This window comes from Stenotrophomonas sp. SMYL20 (assembly GCF_036320045.1).
In the GTDB taxonomy this organism is placed as follows: Bacteria; Pseudomonadota; Gammaproteobacteria; order Xanthomonadales; family Xanthomonadaceae; genus Stenotrophomonas; species Stenotrophomonas maltophilia_A.
On record NZ_JAWIRT010000016.1, the window covers coordinates 84201 to 101064 of the forward strand.

Annotated in this window: 20 protein-coding genes; 8 read left to right on the top strand and 12 right to left on the bottom strand. The window is 67.1% G+C overall.

What is annotated here, in order from left to right:
* The 7 genes from V3B48_RS13650 to ccmA are packed head-to-tail and all read right to left on the bottom strand — an operon-like array spanning position 1 to position 5325.
* Entirely contained in the window at positions 1-618 is a 618-nt protein-coding gene (locus V3B48_RS13650) for a DsbE family thiol:disulfide interchange protein (RefSeq protein ID WP_121505073.1), read from the bottom strand.
* 8 nt (positions 619-626) lie between these two features.
* Positions 627-2546, bottom strand: coding sequence for a heme lyase CcmF/NrfE family subunit (locus tag V3B48_RS13655; RefSeq protein ID WP_121505074.1), 1920 nt, complete (start codon positions 2544-2546; stop codon positions 627-629).
* Positions 2547-3008 carry a cytochrome c maturation protein CcmE gene (gene ccmE, locus V3B48_RS13660; protein WP_100440627.1) on the bottom strand — a complete coding sequence of 154 codons (462 nt, stop codon included), beginning with the start codon at positions 3006-3008 and terminating at the stop codon, positions 2547-2549.
* Entirely contained in the window at positions 3005-3193 is a 189-nt protein-coding gene (locus tag V3B48_RS13665) for a heme exporter protein CcmD (protein ID WP_032129786.1), read from the bottom strand. Before V3B48_RS13665 ends, ccmE begins: the two co-directional genes overlap by 4 nt.
* A complete protein-coding gene (gene ccmC / locus V3B48_RS13670) occupies positions 3190-3960 on the bottom strand; it encodes a heme ABC transporter permease CcmC (protein WP_329893887.1) in 771 nt (256 codons plus the stop codon). Before ccmC ends, V3B48_RS13665 begins: the two co-directional genes overlap by 4 nt.
* 43 nt (positions 3961-4003) lie before the next feature.
* Positions 4004-4699: a heme exporter protein CcmB gene (gene ccmB / locus V3B48_RS13675; protein ID WP_032129785.1), complete on the bottom strand. Its 696-nt coding sequence runs from the start codon at positions 4697-4699 to the stop codon at positions 4004-4006.
* Complete coding sequence (gene ccmA / locus V3B48_RS13680; RefSeq protein WP_032129784.1) at positions 4696-5325, bottom strand: heme ABC exporter ATP-binding protein CcmA; 630 nt, start codon at positions 5323-5325, stop codon at positions 4696-4698. The genes ccmB and ccmA overlap by 4 nt, the downstream gene beginning before the upstream one ends.
* 187 nt (positions 5326-5512) lie before the next feature.
* Here ccmA and V3B48_RS13685 point away from each other — a divergent pair, with 187 nt between their 5' ends.
* The 3 genes from V3B48_RS13685 to V3B48_RS13695 all read left to right on the top strand — a co-directional run bounded on the left by V3B48_RS13685 (position 5513) and on the right by V3B48_RS13695 (position 8020).
* Positions 5513-6661, top strand: coding sequence for a pyridoxal phosphate-dependent aminotransferase (locus tag V3B48_RS13685; protein WP_164135957.1), 1149 nt, complete (start codon positions 5513-5515; stop codon positions 6659-6661).
* 14 nt (positions 6662-6675) lie between these two features.
* Entirely contained in the window at positions 6676-7482 is an 807-nt protein-coding gene (locus V3B48_RS13690) for an amidohydrolase (protein WP_125894435.1), read from the top strand.
* Positions 7483-7585: 103 nt separating this feature from the next.
* On the top strand, positions 7586-8020 hold the full coding sequence (locus V3B48_RS13695) for a hypothetical protein (RefSeq protein WP_071229733.1): 435 nt from the start codon (positions 7586-7588) through the stop codon (positions 8018-8020).
* On the opposite strand, the gene V3B48_RS13700 is transcribed toward V3B48_RS13695, so the two are convergent.
* Positions 8007-8300: a hypothetical protein gene (locus V3B48_RS13700; protein ID WP_121505078.1), complete on the bottom strand. Its 294-nt coding sequence runs from the start codon at positions 8298-8300 to the stop codon at positions 8007-8009. The genes V3B48_RS13695 and V3B48_RS13700 overlap by 14 nt on opposite strands.
* 352 nt (positions 8301-8652) lie before the next feature.
* Here V3B48_RS13700 and V3B48_RS13705 point away from each other — a divergent pair, with 352 nt between their 5' ends.
* Positions 8653-9060, top strand: coding sequence for a hypothetical protein (locus tag V3B48_RS13705; RefSeq protein WP_010486702.1), 408 nt, complete (start codon positions 8653-8655; stop codon positions 9058-9060).
* Positions 9061-9144: 84 nt separating this feature from the next.
* Here the strand turns inward: V3B48_RS13705 and V3B48_RS13710 are convergent, their stop codons facing one another.
* Positions 9145-10293, bottom strand: coding sequence for an MFS transporter (locus tag V3B48_RS13710; RefSeq protein ID WP_329893888.1), 1149 nt, complete (start codon positions 10291-10293; stop codon positions 9145-9147).
* A 90-nt stretch (positions 10294-10383) separates the two neighbouring features.
* On the opposite strand from V3B48_RS13710, the gene V3B48_RS13715 reads away from it, so the two are divergent.
* Positions 10384-11172: a helix-turn-helix domain-containing protein gene (locus V3B48_RS13715; RefSeq protein WP_197615988.1), complete on the top strand. Its 789-nt coding sequence runs from the start codon at positions 10384-10386 to the stop codon at positions 11170-11172.
* A 116-nt stretch (positions 11173-11288) separates the two neighbouring features.
* Here the strand turns inward: V3B48_RS13715 and V3B48_RS13720 are convergent, their stop codons facing one another.
* The 3 genes from V3B48_RS13720 to V3B48_RS13730 are packed head-to-tail and all read right to left on the bottom strand — an operon-like array spanning position 11289 to position 14725.
* Positions 11289-12938 carry a pseudouridine synthase gene (locus tag V3B48_RS13720; RefSeq protein WP_049401107.1) on the bottom strand — a complete coding sequence of 550 codons (1650 nt, stop codon included), beginning with the start codon at positions 12936-12938 and terminating at the stop codon, positions 11289-11291.
* Complete coding sequence (scpB, locus tag V3B48_RS13725) at positions 12931-13806, bottom strand: SMC-Scp complex subunit ScpB (protein ID WP_329893889.1); 876 nt, start codon at positions 13804-13806, stop codon at positions 12931-12933. Before scpB ends, V3B48_RS13720 begins: the two co-directional genes overlap by 8 nt.
* 13 nt (positions 13807-13819) lie before the next feature.
* The gene (locus V3B48_RS13730) at positions 13820-14725 is read right to left on the bottom strand and encodes a ScpA family protein (RefSeq protein WP_006456456.1); all 906 of its coding nucleotides are present in this window, start codon (positions 14723-14725) and stop codon (positions 13820-13822) included.
* A 375-nt stretch (positions 14726-15100) separates the two neighbouring features.
* Between V3B48_RS13730 and V3B48_RS13735 the strand changes: the two genes are divergently transcribed.
* The 3 genes from V3B48_RS13735 to V3B48_RS13745 all read left to right on the top strand — a co-directional run bounded on the left by V3B48_RS13735 (position 15101) and on the right by V3B48_RS13745 (position 16859).
* Positions 15101-15400, top strand: coding sequence for a YciI family protein (locus V3B48_RS13735; RefSeq protein WP_032129789.1), 300 nt, complete (start codon positions 15101-15103; stop codon positions 15398-15400).
* A 20-nt stretch (positions 15401-15420) separates the two neighbouring features.
* Positions 15421-15672, top strand: a complete 252-nt coding sequence (locus tag V3B48_RS13740) for a BolA family protein (RefSeq protein ID WP_032129775.1) — start codon at positions 15421-15423, stop codon at positions 15670-15672.
* 149 nt (positions 15673-15821) lie between these two features.
* Complete coding sequence (locus V3B48_RS13745) at positions 15822-16859, top strand: LacI family DNA-binding transcriptional regulator (RefSeq protein WP_032129774.1); 1038 nt, start codon at positions 15822-15824, stop codon at positions 16857-16859.
* Positions 16860-16864 lie beyond the last annotated feature (5 nt).

A 16864-nucleotide genomic window follows, 5' to 3' on the forward strand; every position in this document is an offset into this window, starting at 1 on the left:
TCAGGGCGCCGTATGCAGGGTGTTGCCGGCATTGCCCTGGGCCTTCTCGATCTTCTCCAGTGCCGGGATCAGCTTCTCGTCGACCACGCGCTGGGTCATCGCACCGCTGTACTTCCAGCGCACGATGCCGCTGCCATCGACCAGGAAGGTCTCCGGTGCGGCGGTCACGCCCCAGTCGATCGCGGTGCGGCCTTCCACGTCGCTGAGCACGACCATGAACGGGTTGCCCAGCTGTTCCAGCCAATGCAGGGCATCGGTCGGTTCATCCTTCCAGTTGTAGCCGATCACGCGCACGCGCTTGCTCTCGGCGAAACGGGTCAGCACCGGGTGTTCCTCGCGGCAGGCCGCGCACCAGCTGCCCCACACGTTCAACAGGTAAGGCGCGCCGCGCAGATCGTCGCTGTGCACGATCATTTCCGGGTCGTGCAGCACCGGCAGCGCGAACGCCGGCGCCGGCTTGTCGATCAGCGCCGATGGCAGCACGTCGCGCTGCGGGTCACCCGATTTCATCACCCCGTAGATCATCAGCCCGAGCAGGCCGAAGAAGAACAGCACGCCGATCACGATGGCTACCGGCGGCAGCGGGCGGGAGGGGCGCGGGGCGGGGGACTCGGACATGGAAACTCCTACGGACGACGGAAGCGGCGGTCGGCGGCGGTGATGAATCCGCCCAGGGCCATCAACAGCGCGCCCAGCCAGATCCAGCGCACGAACGGCTTGATGTGCACCCGGACCGCCCATGCATTGTTGCCCAGCGGCTCGCCCAATGCCACGTAGACATCACCATCGAGGCGTGCATCGATGCCGGCCTCGGTCATCACCTGGCCGCCGCTGGCGTACTGGCGCTTTTCCGGATGCAGCAGGGCCAGCTCGCGGCCGTTGCGGAACACGCGCAGGTGGCCGCGGTCGGCGATGAAGTTCGGTCCTTCACGATGGTCCACGCCCTCGAAGCGCACCTCGTGGCGGCCGACCACAACCTGTTGGCCCGGTGCCAGCGCCACTTCACGCTGTACGTTCAGGGCTTCCACCAGCAGCGCACCGGCCAGGAACACGGCGATGCCGGCATGGGCGACGATCATGCCGAGCATTTCGGCGGTGAAGCGGCCATTGCCGCGCAGTCGCTGCCAGACGAAACGTGCGGTACCGAAGCCGACCCAGACCGCGGCAGCGACACCGAGACCGGCCTTCCAGCCGTTCTGCGGCGCCTGCCACCAGGCCAGCGCACCCAGCAGCACCGCCAGCCCCAGCCAGGGTGCCAGCAGCGCGAACGCGCGCGAGGGCTGGTCGCGCTGCCACTTCACCAGCGGGCCGAACGGCAGCAGCAGAATCATCGGCGCCATCAGCAGCAGGAACAGGCTGCCGAAGTAGGGCGGGCCGACCGAGATCTTGCCCAGCGACAGCGCATCGGCCAGCAGCGGGTACAGCGTGCCGAGCAGCACCATCGCGCAGGCGGTGGCCAGCAGCAGGTTGTTGGCCAGCAGCAGGGTCTCGCGCGAGGTGGCGGTGAAGCCACGGCGCGGATCGTCGGCGTCCACGCTCAGCTGGCTGGCACGCAACGCGTAAAGCAGCAGGCTGCCGCCGACCAGCACCGACAGGAACACCAGGATGAACAGGCCGCGCGAGGGATCGGCGGCGAACGAATGCACGCTGGTCAGCACACCGGAGCGCACCAGGAAGGTGCCGAGCAGCGACAGCGCGAAGGCCGCGATCGCCAGCAGCAGAGTCCAGCTGCCGAAGGTGCCGCGCTTCTCAGTGACCGCCTGCGAATGGATCAGTGCCGCACCGACCAGCCACGGCATGAAGCTGGCATTTTCCACCGGGTCCCAGAACCACCAGCCGCCCCAGCCCAGCTCGTAATACGCCCACCAGCTGCCCAGCGCGATGCCCAGGGTCAGGAAGCCCCAGGCGATGTTGGTCCACGGCCGCGTCCAGCGTAGCCAGCGCGCGTCGACGCGGCCTTCCAGCAGTGCCGCCACCGCGAACGCGAACGGCACAGCAAAGCCCACGTAACCGATGTACAGCATCGGCGGATGGATGATCAGGCCCGGGTCCTGCAGCAGCGGGTTGAGATCACGGCCTTCCAGCGGGGCCGGATTCAGGCGCAGGAACGGGTTGGAGGTGAAGATCAGGAAGGCGAGGAATCCGACGCTGACGATGCCCATCACCGCCAGTACACGCGCCTGCACCGGTGCCGGCAGGTGCCGCGAGAACAGCGCCACTGCGCCGGTCCACAGCGCCAGCACCAGCGCCCACATCAGCAGTGAGCCCTCGTGCGCACCCCACACCGCCGAGTAGCGGTAGATCATCGGCAGCAGCGAATTGGAGTTCTCGGCCACGTAGCGCACCGAGAAGTCCTGCTGCACGAACGCAGCGGTGAGCACCGCGAAGGCGCCGGCGACCAGCAGCAGCTGCGCGAACGCGGCAGGTCGTGCCACCGCCATCCACGCGTTGTTGTTGCGCTGCGCGCCGACCAGCGGCAGGCCGGCCTGCAGCAGCGAGGCCAGCAACGCGCACAGCAGCAGGATCTGACCCAGTTCGGGCAGCACTCAGCGCACCTCGGGTGCCGTCACCGGCACGTCGTGCTTGCGATGGGCGTCGCCCATCTTGTCGGCCACTTCCTTCGGCACGTATTTTTCATCGTGCTTGGCCAGCACCTCGTCGGCGACGAAGGTGCCGTCCTGCATGCGGCCGCTGGCAACCACCGCCGTGCCTTCGGCGAACATGTCCGGCAGGATCCGCGACGTGGTCACCGCCAGCTGGGCATCGCCGTCGGTCACTTCAAAACGTGCTTCCAGCGAACCGACCGGGCGGTTGAAGGAGCCCTTCACCACCATGCCGCCCAGGCGGAACCGCGACTGCGCATCGACATCGCCGCGCAGCACTTCCGAAGGCGTGTACAGGTAGGCGATGTTGCGTTCCAGCGCCATCGCCACCAGCGCGGTGGCCAGCCCGGAGGCGAGCAGGGCCAGCAGTACCCAGACCAGGCGGCGACGTTGTACCGGCGTCATCGTTCCAGCTCCGTCGACAGCGGCGCCGCAGCGTCCTGTTTGACGGCGCGGGTCTGCTGCCGCTGCTGGCGTGCCAGCGCCAACCGGCGTGCCACGCGCAGGCGCAGCCACGAACCGATGGCATCGGCGCCGAGTACCAGCACGAACACGGCGTAGGCGCCGATCACATAGGGCAGGTGGGTCATGATTGGGCCTCCCCGGCCGCACGTGCGGCATCGACGCGACCACCGACCCAGGCCTTGCCGGCCTCGCGGTCGAGATTGTCGGCGCGGGCCTTGGCCAGCACCGAACCAGCGAACCAGAACTTGGTGCCGATCACCATCCACCACAGTGGCGCGATCATCGAGCTGCTGATCGCCGATTCACCGAACACGTTGATCGACTGGCGCTGGTGCAGGCCGCCCCACCAGTCCACCGAATAGCGGATCACCGGCAGCAGGCTGACTCCGACGATGGCCAGCAGGCCGGCTGCGCGTGCGGCGCTGCGGCGGTCTTCGATGGCGTGATACAGGCCGATCACGCCCAGGTACAGGAACAGCAGCACCAGCTCGCTGGTCATGCGCGGGTCCCAGTCCCACCAGGTGCCCCAGGTACCCTTGCCCCAGATGCTGCCGGTGAGCAGGGTGATCAGGGTGAAGCCGGCACCCATCGGCGCGCAGGCCATGGCCAGGATCTCGCAGACCTTGATCCGCCAGATCAGGGCGATGGCCGCATACAACGCCATCAGCGCGAACACGAACAGGCTCATCCAGGCACTGGGCACGTGGATGTAGAGGATGCGGAAGCTGTCCAGCTGCTTGGCTTCCGGCGGCACCACCAGCAGCGCCTGCCACATGCCGACCAGCAGCACCGGCACCGCCGCGAGGTAGAACACCCGCGACCAGCGGGCAGCGAATCGGTCGAACGTGGGGGGCGAACCGAGTTGGTGGAACCAGCGGACAATCGGATTCATGCGTGGCGGCTATCCAGCAGGGGTGGATTGGCTCTCAGCTCGGTCAACTCAGAGAAATACGTATTGCAGCGGCGGTGGCCAACGGCGCCAGCACCAGCGCGACCAGCAGGCCGGCGCCCAGCATCAGCAGCGCACCGACCGGATCCTGTCCGCGTCCCGCCGCTGCCAGGCTGCCTGCACCGAACACCAGCACCGGCACGTACAGCGGCAACGACAGCAACGCCACGAGAATACCAGAGCGCCGGATGCCTACGGTCAGTGCAGCGACCACGCCACCGATCAGGCTCAGCAACGGTGTTCCCAGCAGCAACGATGCCAGCAACATCGGCAGCTGGTCATGCGGCAGATGCAGCATTTCGGCCAGCAATGGGCTGACCACGATCAGCGGCAGCGCAGTGGTGGCCCAGTGCAGCAGCACGCGCACCAGCACCAGCCAGGCCAGCGGCACCGGCGCCAGCAGCCATTGTTCCAGCGAGCCGTCTTCGGCATCGGAGCGGAACAGTGAATCCAGTGACAGCTGGCCGGCCAGCAGCACGGCCAGCCACAGCACCGCGCCGGCGGTGGCGGCCAGTAGTTGCGGTTCGCGGCCCTGGGCGAGCGCGAACAGCACCACCACCAGTACCGCGAACAGCAGCGGCTGCAGCGCATCGCCGCGGCGGCGCCAGAGCAGGCGCAGGTCGCGCTTGAGCAGGGCCGCTGCGGTCTGCCACAGGCCCGGTTCGGTGCCTGGCGCGATCATGCGGTACCGCCGAGGTCGAGCTGGCGGGTACGCACCGGCGGTGCGGCATAGGCGCCGTGGGTGGTGACCAGCGCCGCGCCACCGGCGCGGAGGTGCGCGGAAATCATCCGGTTGACCAGGGTGATGCCCTCCAGGTCGAGGTTGGCATAGGGTTCGTCGAGCAGCCACAGCGGCGCCGGCGACAGCCAGATGCGTGCCAGTGCCAGCCGCCGCTTCTGCCCGGCGGACAGATGCCGAACAAGGGTGTCCTCATAACCGGCCAGGCCGACGATGGCCAGCGCGTTGCCGGGCATCTGCCGCGCACGGCGGCCGTGCAGGCCACACAGGAAGTGCAGGTTCTCCAGCGTGTCCAGATCGGGCTTCAATGCGGGCAGGTGGCTGAGGTAGGCGACGTAACGCGCGCGCTCGGCATTGCCGGCCGGCCTGCCATCGATCTGCACCTGCCCGGCACCAGGCCGGGCCAGGCCCGCCAGCACGCGCAGCAGGGTGGTCTTGCCGGCGCCATTGCCGCCCTGCACCAGCAGGGCTTCGCCGGCGTCCACATGGAAGTCCAGCGGGCCGAACACCGGCTCGTCATTGCGGGAAAAGCTCAGGCCGCTGGCGGCCAGCAATGCAGGGGTGTTCAAGGGGCAAAGGTCTTCATGCCGGAGTGCGGCGGCAATTGTAGCGGTGAATTCACAGGGTAGTACCGGCCGCTGGCCGGCAGGTGCGACCCAGCGTCGCAGATTGCCTGGGGTTGCCGGCCAGCGGCCGGCACTACCGAAGCAGGGATTGCGTAAACTCAGGGGTCTGTCTCCCCATATCCCCAGGCCGATGCAACCCACCACCAAGCTGCCCAAGGTCGGTACCACGATCTTCACCGTGATGTCCCAGCTCGCCGCCGAACACGGCGCAGTCAACCTCGGTCAGGGGTTCCCGGACTTTTCCGCACCGCAGCGCCTGATCGATGAAACCGCCAGGGCGATGGCCGCCGGGCTGAACCAGTACCCGCCGATGACGGGTGTGGCGCCGCTGCGCCAGGCCATCGCGCAGAAGGCGCTGGACTGCTACGGCGCGCAGGTCGACGCGGACAGCGAAATCACCGTCACCAGCGGCGGCACCGAGGCCATCTTCAACGCCATCCATGCCGTGGTGCGTGCGGGCGAGGAAGTGATCGTGCTCGACCCGGCGTATGACTGCTATGAACCGGCGATCGATCTGGCCGGCGCCAGGGCCGTGCATGTGTCGCTGGATCCGCAGACCTTCGCCGTCGACTGGGACCGCGTGCGTGCGGCGATCACCCCGCGTACCCGCATGCTGATCGTCAACACCCCGCACAATCCGTCCGGTGCGATGCTGTCGGCGCAGGACATGCAGGCGCTGGCCGAGCTGCTGCGCGGCACGCAGATCTACCTGATCTCCGATGAGGTGTACGAACACATCATCTATGACGGTCGCCGCCACGAGTCGGCGCTGCGCTACCCGGAACTGCGCGAGCGCGCGTTCGTCATCTCCAGTTTCGGCAAGACCTACCACTGCACTGGCTGGAAGATCGGCTATGCGATCGCCCCGCCGGCGCTGACCGCCGAGTTCCGCAAGGTGCACCAGTACAACACCTTCACCAGCTTCGGCCCGGCGCAGTACGGCTTCGCCGCGATGATCCGCGATGAGCCCGAACACCACCTGGAGCTGGGTGCGTTCTACCAGGCCAAGCGCGACCGTTTCCGCGAACAGCTGGCCAGCACCCGGCTGAAGGCGCTGCCGGTGCCGGGCGGTTACTTCCAGCTGGTCGACTACTCGGCCATCAGCGACCTGCCGGACCATGAGTTCGTGAAGTGGCTGACCATCGAGAAGGGCGTCACTGCCATTCCGCTGTCGCCGTTCTACGAGAACCCGCCGGCCGGCCAGCGCCTGGTGCGCCTGTGCTTCGCCAAGAATGAAGCAACGATGGACGCGGCGATCGAACGCCTGCGCCTGCTCTGAGCGGAGGCGTGAACATGCAGGACCTGCGCATTTCCCTCGTCCAGGGCGACACCCGCTGGCATGACCCGGCGGGCAACCGTGAGTACTACGGCGCGCTGCTGGCACCGCTGGCCGGCACCACCGATCTGGTGATCCTGCCGGAGACCTTCACCAGTGGCTTCTCCAACGACGCCATCGCCCAGGCCGAAGGCATGGACGGCCCGACCGTGGCCTGGGTGCGCGAGCAGGCCAAGGCCTTGAACGCGGCGGTCATCGGCAGCGTGCAGCTGCGCGAGGGCGAGGGCGTCTACAACCGCCTGCTGTTCGCCACGCCCGACGGCGAGCTGCAGTACTACGACAAGCGCCACTTGTTCCGCTATGGCGGCGAGCACGAGCGCTATGCGGCCGGTCGCGAGCGCCTGAGCGTGGAATGGAAGGGCTGGCGGATCAATCCGCAGGTCTGCTACGACCTGCGTTTCCCGGTGTTCTGCCGCAACCGCTACAACGTTGAACGTCCACAGCAGCTGGATTTCGACCTGCAGATATTCGTCGCCAACTGGCCGTCGGCACGTGCCTATGCGTGGAAGACACTGCTGCGTGCACGTGCGATCGAGAATCTGTGCTTCGTTGCCGCGGTGAACCGTGTCGGCGTCGATGGCAACCAGCTGCATTACGCCGGTGACAGCGCGGTGATCGACTTCCTCGGCCAGCCACAGGTGGAAATCCGCGAGCGCGAACAGGTGGTCACCACCACCATCTCGGCCGAGGCCCTGGCCGCACACCGTGCGCGCTTTCCGGCGATGCTTGATGCCGATGCCTTCCACCTGGACGAGCAGGCCTGAGCGATGGCCTGAACGCCGCCGCACCAGCACGCGCGCCTGCATTCAACGTGCACGCGCGCGCTGCTAGATTCGCCGCCAGTCCGACCGAACTGGAAGTCCTGCCATGAACACGTCCTTCGCCCTGCTGCTGGCCCTGTCCGCCGCATCGCTGGCCCCGGCCGCGCACGCCGCCGGCAACCTCGATTGCCAGCTGCGCTACAACCTGTCCGGCTGGTCGCTGATCTACAAGACCGCCTCCGGCAATGGCACGGTCACCTGCAGCAACGGCGCCAGCATGCCGGTGCGCATCCAGATGAAGGGCGGCGGCCTGACCGTGGGCAAGTCGAAGATCACCAACGGGCGTGGCAGCTTCACCGGCGCGGTCAGCGTCAACGAACTGCTGGGTACTTACGCCTCGGTCGGCGCGCATGCCGGTGCGGTGAAGTCCAGCAACGCGCAGGTGATGACCAAGGGCGACATCTCGCTGGCCCTGTCCGGTACCGGCAAGGGCTGGGACCTGGGCGTGGACGGCACCGCGTTCACCCTCAGCCGGCGCTGAGGCGCGACGGCTCGGCAGATCCCCAGCTGATGCGGATGTAGTGCTGTTCGGAATCGCTCAACAACCGTTCGACATCGAAACCATTCTTGAGCAGTTGTGCGGTCACATCTTCGACAAGCTGCTCGCTGGCCATCACCTGGCTGAAGCCGAACACGAGATAGCGGCGGCCATTCTCCGAGCCGATCTGGATCGAGTTGTCGAGGTCGCGGTAGAACTGTTCGATCGGGCGCTTGGCGGCATCGGCGTTGGCGCGGGCCTGTTCGGCGGTAATGGTGATCATGGGCATCTGCCTGGTGTGGGAGAGCGCGCACGATAGCCAGCGCCCTGATGTGAATTCCGGGCGTGGCGCACAATGCCTCGTGTTTGCAGCAATTCCTAACATGCGGTTTGAGCGTCGATCCGCGCTGGAAAAGTGCCGCGCGACGGTGAGCATCCTGCATCGACATGAAGTCATCGGGCAGGGATGGGTTCCAACGGCAGTGGAGGCGTGAAACGCGCCGCCCACAGGGGATCCTGCGGCCATCCGATGCTGTGGGCGCTCATGCATTTACGTTTCCTTGACCCTGCAGTAACCCCGCAATGCCTAACAGGGACGTCCCAGCGATTCTGCTGGGATCATTGGAGACGCTGGAATGGAGTTCAGAACGTCCGTGCTGCTCGTGGCCCTCATCGCCACGCCCGCCATCGCCCACGCCGAGGTCTGCCTGTCTGACAGCGGACTCGTTGTGCCGTGTCCTAGCCTGTTGCCGCATCCGGTGACGGCCAGATTCGAGATCGGCACCCTGCCGCGTGTGGCTGGCTCGCCGTCGGAAATCTACATCACAGGCGGCGGCCAGGTGGATGGAACGAGTAATTTCTCGGTCTATGCCAATGGTCAGTTCCTGTGCCGTACCAATGACAATTACGACGGTGGCAACACCACGCCCATCCGCCATTGCACCGCGACCATCGCAACACCCGGGACCTATGTGATCTCGGCGTCGCGCAACAGTCCTGGCAACTTCCTCGCGCCGATGGACGAAGTGATCAACGTGCAGTAACCCGCTGTTCTCTGATCCAGGCCCCGGGGCAGGGACCTCGGGGCCACTGCTGCCCGCGTGGCAGCAGGAGCGAGTCTTTCATCGTTACGATCGGCAGCCAGGCCTTCCGCCGTCGACTGACCGATCCCGCTGCAGCCACAAGGGCAGCAGGCCACACACGATGAGGGTCGGTGCCAGCAGCTGCACTGCACCGACCAACGCCATTGCCGCGCCGATCAACAGGTAGTAAAGCAGGCCGAACAGCGCGCCTGCGCTGCCGAGACAGTGTGGATAGCCGCGCAGGGCCTGGCCGAGCACATTGGGAATGGCAAGGCCGAAGCCAGTCACCACCGGCACCATCGCCGCGACCAGGGCAGGGTGATCATGCAGCAGCGCGGCCAGCAGGCCTCCCGTCAGAACCAGGCCTGCGGCGATGCGGATGCGCGTGGTTGCGGCAACGCCTGCACGCAGCAGGCGGCCATTGCCCCACGCGCCCAGTGCCGAGCCCAATGCCAGCACCGCGCCGCTGGCGCCGAACCAGGTGGCTGGCCAGTGCAGGCGCGCAAACAGGAAGGGGCCGAGTGCATACCAGCTGTACATCGCCACGTTGAAGGCCATCACCAGCAACGCGTGTGACCAGATCCAGCGATCGTGCAGCAGTTCCCGCAGCAGCGGCAGCATGGGCGTGTGCGGGATATGTGCAGGGCGGCTTTCGCGCAGGCCAGCCAGGCATGCGACTGCCAGCAGGACAGCTATCAGCAGCAGGCCGGACTGTACGCCGAGATAGCCATTGGCGGCGACCAGCAGCGTGCCCAGTGCAAGACCGATGGCCGGGCTCAGGGCCAGGGCCATGCCGATCCAGGAGAATGCCTGGGCCAACGCTGGCCCCTGCAGATGGTCGCGCAGCACGGTCTGGGTCACCACCGAAGCGGCGGCGGCGCCGACTGCGGCCAACGCCTGGGCCAGCAGCACGTGGCCGAAGCTGCCAGCCACCAGCCCGCCCAATGCGCCCGCTGCGAAAACGCCGAGGCCACAGAGAAGGGCAGGGCGACGACCGATACGATCGGCCAGACGCCCCCACAGCAGCACGCCTGCAGCGAAGCCGAACAGGTACAGGCTCATGGCCTGGCTGGCGGCACTCGGCGGCAGGGCGAAGCGTTCGGCCAGATCGGCCAGGGCCGGGCTGTACAGGGTCTGTGCCAACTGCGGAAACATCAGCAGTGCAATGGTGAGCAGCAACAGGCGGCGCGACATGCGGGCGCTCCAGGAACAGGGCCGCGCATTGTGGTCGCGTCCGCAATGGCGCACTCTGTATATCCTGTCATCGAATACATGAAATAAGACATGGCCTGGTTGCAGCCGGATGCACACTTCGACGCCGATGCCTGGGGCGCTCCGGTGCTGGGTATCGCGGCCTCATTGGCGGATCACGACTCGGGTTGGCACCAGCATGCGCGCGCGCAGCTGCTGTACACCCGGCAGGGCTGTACGCGCCTGACCTATGGTGATCGCGTCAGCCTGCTGCCGCCCGCGCGCGCAGCGTGGATTCCGGGTGGGCTGCGCCATCGCGCGCAGATGCGCCAGGCGGTCGACTACCGTTCGTTGTACTTCGACGCCACCCTGTCGGCCCAGCTGCCCCGCCAGCCGGCCATCATCGGCGTAGGTCCGCTGCTGCAGGCCTTGCTGGAGCCGATCGCGCAGGCACCGTTCGACCATGACTGGCAGTCGCCGCGCGCACACCATCAACTGGCGTTGTGCGTGCTGGAAATCGTCGCTGCACCGGTGGCGCCGATGGACCTGCCTCTGCCGCGTGATCCGCGGATCGCACGTTGTCTGCCGCTGGCCGAACAGTTGCCGCCCGAACTGGGCGAATTGGCCGCGCGTGCGGACCTGAGCGTGCGTACCGTTGGCCGGCTAATGCAGCGTGATACCGGCATGAGCTACCAGGCCTGGCGCCAGCAATGGCGCCTGATGCGGGCCATGGAGCTGCTGCTGCTCGGCCATCGCGTCGCGCATGTGGCGCAGGACACCGGCTTCTCCGCCGAGAGCCCGTTCATCGCCTTCTTCCGCAGCATGACCGGCACCACACCCGCCGCGTTCCAGCGCCACGCAAAAAGGGACGGAGGGGATTAAGTCGCTTTCGCCCCTTCGACACACGCCGTGGCAAAAACGACTTAATCCCCTCCGTCCCCTTTTTAAAGAAAAACCCCGGCCGGAGCTGGGGTTTTTCATTTCAGTCGGATCGCTGATCAGCCGCCGCGCGGGCCGCTGCGGCGCGGGCCGCCCGGACCGCGGTTGCCACCGGGGCCGCCCGGGCCTCGGTTGCCACCCGGACCACCGGGACCACGGTTACCGCCCGGGCCACGGTTGTTGCCACCGCCCGGACCGCGACCGCCCGGACGGGCGCCCTGCGCCGGCTTCGGGCTGCCATACGGGTTGAAGCCCGGGGTGGCGTGGTCGGACGGGAAGCTCGGGGCATTGCCCGGATGGCCGTACGGGTGCTTGTTGCCCTGGCCCTGCGAGCGGTTGCCCGCGCCGGCCGGACGACCTTGGCCGCCTGCGCCGCCACGGCCTTCACCGCCGAAGCCGCCACGGCCCTGGCCGCCACCGGCGCCAGCACCCGGACCCTTCGGCTTGCCGTACGGACGGCCCTGGCCGCCTGCGCCCGGACCACGGGCACCCGGGCCACGTGCGCCCGGACCGGCATTGCGATGTCCGCTCGGGCCGGTGCTCACGCCATCCGGCACGTACCAGGTGCGGAACGCGGCCGGATTGCCTTCCGGCAGCGAACGGTCGTTCTTCTGGGCACGCTGCTTGAACGGCTTCTGCGACTGCTTGGCCGCCGCTTCGCCGCTGACCGTCAGGCCGCCTTTGAAGCCGCCGCCCTTGCCGCCGCGACCACGGCCGCGATCTTCGCGGACGTTGTCGAAGCGACGCAGCTCGCGGCCTTCGTCAGCGGTGTTGTGACCGTTGACGTAGGCGTTGCCGCGGCCACCTTCGCGCACGCGCACGGTGGTCTTGGCGGCGCGGCGCTGGCCGATCACCGGCTGCAGGGTCAGTGCCGACGGTGCGCCTTCTTCCAGCTTCAGCTGCGCACGCAGGGCTTCCACCTGGGCGGTGCCCAGTTCCACCGAATGGCCGCGGGCCAGTTCGCGCGGCAGGCTCACCTTGCCGTAGCGGGTGCGCTTCAGGCGGCTGACCTGGCAGCCCTGCGACTCCCACAGGCGACGCACTTCGCGGTTGCGGCCTTCCTTCACCACGACGCGGAACCAGTCGTGCGAGTCGGTGCCGCCGATGCGTTCGATCTCGTCGAACTTGGCCGGACCGTCTTCCAGCGCGACGCCACGGGTGAGGCGGTCGACGATGGCGTCGGAGACCTTTTCCTCGCCTTCCGGTGCACGCACGCGCACCACGTATTCGCGTTCGACCTCGAACGACGGGTGCATCATGGCGTTGGCCAGTTCACCGTCGGTGGTGGCCAGCAGCAGGCCGGTGGTGTTGATGTCGAGGCGGCCGATCGCGATCCAGCGCGCGCCCTTCAGCGGCGGCAGCGATTCGAACACGGTCGGGCGGCCTTCCGGATCATCGCGGGTGGTCACTTCGCCTTCCGGCTTGTTGTAGACCAGCACGCGCGACGGCTCGGCCAGGGCGGTGGCGACGAAGCCACGGCCATCCAGTTCGATCTTGTCGCCGCTCTTGACCGACATGCCGGTCTGCGCGACTTCACCGTTGACCTTGACCAGGCCTTCGGCAATGCGCTGTTCCAGCGCGCGGCGCGAGCCAAGGCCGGCCTGTGCCAGCACCTTGTGCAGGCGTTCTTCCAACTTGAACTGTTCGGAGGTGGCTTCGCGCTTCAGCGAGAGCTTGTTCAACGACAGCTTGCGAGGGGTGTCACTCATCAGTTTTGCTCCGGCCGACGGTTTCGAGGTCGGCCTCTGGTTCGGAATCGGCTTGGTCAACAGCCACGGTCGTCATCGCGACGGCGTTGTCTTCGCGTTCGTTCACTGGCACCGCGCGCTCGCCCGGCGCGGAATCGGGGTGCCCATCATCGAGGGGCGAAGGTGCTTGCTCATCGGAAGCCGGCGCAGGGGCTGCGTCGGCGGAATCGGGGGTGTCACTGCCGGCCAGGCCGGCATCATCGTTCGCGGCAGCGCCTTCGTCGCCGGCCGAGATGTCAGGACCGTCGGCGCTTGCCGTTGCCGGTGCATCGCGGTCCAGGGACAGCTGGGGTTCCAGCTCGCCCAGGTCCTTCAGTTCCGACAGTGGCGGCAGCTCATCCAATCGCTTCAGGCCGAAATAATCCAGAAAGCCCTTGGTGGTGCCGAACAGCGCCGGCTTGCCGGGTACGTCGCGGTGGCCGACCACGCGGATCCACTCGCGTTCTTCCAGCGCCTGGATGATGTTGCTGCTGACCGCCACGCCGCGCACCTGCTCGATCTCGCCGCGGGTGATCGGCTGCCGGTAGGCGATCAGCGCCAGGGTTTCCAGGGTGGCGCGGGTGTAACGGGTCTTGCGTTCGGTCCATAGCCGGCTGATCCAGCCATGCACTTCGCCGGTGACCTGGTAGCGGAAGCCGGAGGCGACCTCGACCAGTTCCACGCCGCGGCCTTCGCAGGCTTCGCGCAGGCGTTCCAGTGCGCGTTCGATGCTGCCCGGCGGTGCCGGTTCCTCTTCCGGGAACAGGTCCTTCAGCTGGGCCAGGGTGAGCGGCTGGCTGGAGGCCAGCAGCGCACCTTCGACAATGCGGTTGATCAGCAATTGATCCATCGGCAGTCAGCGCTCACTCGTCTGCATTGGCGGCGTCGTTGTCGTCGAACTCGCTGCTGAACTGCAGCGGGGCGTTGGTGTTGCCGGCGGCCAGCGATTTCACGTAGATCGGCGCCAGCGGTTCTTCCTGGACGATGTCCAGCAGCTGTTCCTTGGCCAGTTCCAGCACCGCCAGGAACGTGACCAGCACGCCCAGCTTGCCTTCTTCGGCCGTGAACAAGCCTTCAAAACGATAGAACTTGCCATCTTCCAGGCGTCCCAGCACTTCGCCCATGCGTTGCCGCACGCTCAGTGCCTCACGCTTGATGGCATGGCCGCTGAACAGCTCGGCGCGCTTGAGCACGTCGTGCAGCGCCAGCAGCATCTCCTTCAGATCCACCGGCGGCGGCAGTTTCACCGTAGCGCGTTCGGGCATGAAGGCATGGGCCAGGCTGGTGTCGCGGTCCTGGCGGGGCAGGGCGTCGATGTCCTCGGCGGCCTGCTTGAAGCGTTCGTACTCCTGCAGCCGGCGCACCAGCTCGGCGCGCGGGTCGGCTTCATCGCCTTCCTCGCTGACCGGGCGCGGCAGCAGCATGCGCGACTTCACCTCGGCCAGGATCGCGGCCATCACCAGGTACTCGGCGGCCAGCTCGAAGCGCAGCTCGCGCATCACGGTGATGTATTCCACATACTGCCGGGTGATCTCGGCGACGGGAATGTCCAGGACATCCAGGTTCTGGCGGCGGATCAGGTACAGCAGCAGGTCCAGCGGGCCTTCGAAGGCATCCAGGATGACTTCCAGCGCGTCCGGCGGAATGTACAGGTCCTGCGGAATCTGCAGGACCGGTTGCCCATGCACCACGGCCAGCGGCATTTCCTGCTGCTGGGGGGCGGGCGGCCGGGTTGGCGGGTTCGCGTCGAGCGCGAGTTCGGAAGTCATCTAATGGACATCAGGATTGCAACGGACCAGTCGCGGCACCGGGTTCGCCGGGCCAACGCCACGGAGCCCCAGGGCACCAGACACGCCGGGATCGGCGCGATTCCACACATATCAAACAGCAGGACGCGCCGCAGGAAACGGCAGCGACGGAACTACGGGGAGGTCGTCTACGTGGCCCGGCCAGGTGGTCCGGTTTGAAGCAGCGGGACGGTCGTCGGGGGCTGCGTTGGCCGCAAAAACCGACGGGCTGCTGCATCCAGCCACGTGCAATGGAGTCTAGGGTAAGCCTTTGTTGCGCCAGTGTCCAGCCGGGCCGGGGCAGGGGCCGCATTGGCTAGAATCTGCGGACCCGACAACGCAAGCGAGGAAATGCCGGTGTGGTATGTGATCGAAGGGTATGACGGCCAGGATGTGCTGGCGCAGCGGCTGCAGGCGCGGCCGGAACACCTGGCGCGGTTGCACGCGCTGCGCGACGAGGGACGCCTGCTGCTGGCCGGCCCCTGCCCGGCGGTGGACAGTGAAGACCCCGGTCCGGCCGGTTTCAGCGGCTCGGTGGTGATCGCGCAGTTCGAGTCGCTGCTGCAGGCCCAGGCCTGGGCCGACGCCGACCCGTACGTGGCCGCCGGCGTCTACACCCGCGTGCAGGTGCGACCGTTCCGGAAGGTGTTGCCGTGAACGCGGAACGGATCTCGCGAATGCGTGATGCGCTGCAGCATGCGCTGGCGCCAAGCGTGCTCGAGATCGAGGACGACAGCCATCGCCACGCCGGCCATGCCGGTGCGCGCGATGGCCGCGGCCATTTCAACGTACATGTGGTCAGTGAACGCTTCGCCGGACTGGGCCCGCTGGCCCGGCATCGCGCGGTGTACGCCGCGCTGGGGACGATGATGGAGACCGATATCCACGCGTTGTCCATCCGCGCGCAGACCCCGTCAGAACAGGGCTGAGCCCTTGTCCCACGCTGTCCTGGCGGGTCCCTGCGGGGGCTCGCTGCAGACAGATTTCCATGTCCATTTCGGGACATTCGCCTAACGGACTGTTTACAAGCCCAGATGGAAACGCTTACATTCCGCGCCAATGCTGGTAGGTCCAAGCCGTGGAGGGCGGCTTCGTGAACAAGGCAGCTATCACAATCAAAGACGTCGCTCGCGAAGCCCGGGTCTCCGTGGCCACGGTTTCCCGCGCGCTCAACGGGCATGAAAATGTCGCCGAACCGGTCCGCCAGCTTGTGCTGGAGGTGGCCGCACGGCTGCGTTACACCCCGCACGCCGCCGCCCGCAGCCTGAGCAGCCGCCGCACCAATACGGTGGGCGTGGTACTGCCTGACCTGTACGGCGAATTCTTCTCCGAACTGATGCGTGGCATCGACAATGTCGCCCGTAGCCGTCGCCAGCACCTGCTGGTGTCCAGCTACCACGGTGACCAGGAGCAGCAGGGCGCGGCCCTGCGCGCCATGCGCGGCCGCGTCGACGGCCTGCTGGTGCTCTCGCCCTATGCCGAGAGCCCGGGCTTCCTGACCGACAACCTGCCGCAGTCGTTGCCGACGGTGTTGATCAACACCTATCTGCCCGGGCAGGACCACCCGGTGCTGAGCATCGACGATCATGCCGGTGCGATGGCGATGACCCGCCATCTGCTTGACGCCGGCCACCGTCGCATCGCTTTCATTTCTGGCCCGGATCTCAACTTCGACGCGCGCGAGCGCCTGCGCGGCTTCCGTGACGCGCTGGCGGCTTTTGGCGGTGGCGCCGAGGGCATCGAGCTGCCCGGTGATTTCGACGAAGCTTCCGGCCATCGCGCCGGTCAGGAGTTGCTGGCAGCCGGAGCGCTGCCTGATGCCGTGTTCGCCGCCAACGACATGATGGCCCTGGGATGCCTGTATGCATTCACGCAGGCCGGTGTCCGTGTTCCGACCGATGTCGCCCTGGCGGGTTTCGATGACATTCCACTGGCGCGTTTCGTCCACCCGTCGCTGACCACCATGCAGGTCAGCATCGCCGAGCTCGGCGACCGGGCCATGACGCGCCTGTTGCAGTTGATGGACGGCACCTCCACGGACGGGACAGGGGACAAGCAGACCCTGGTTCCCCGCTTGATAGTTCGCGATTCCACCACTCCGCCATCGGGCCATTGAAGCCA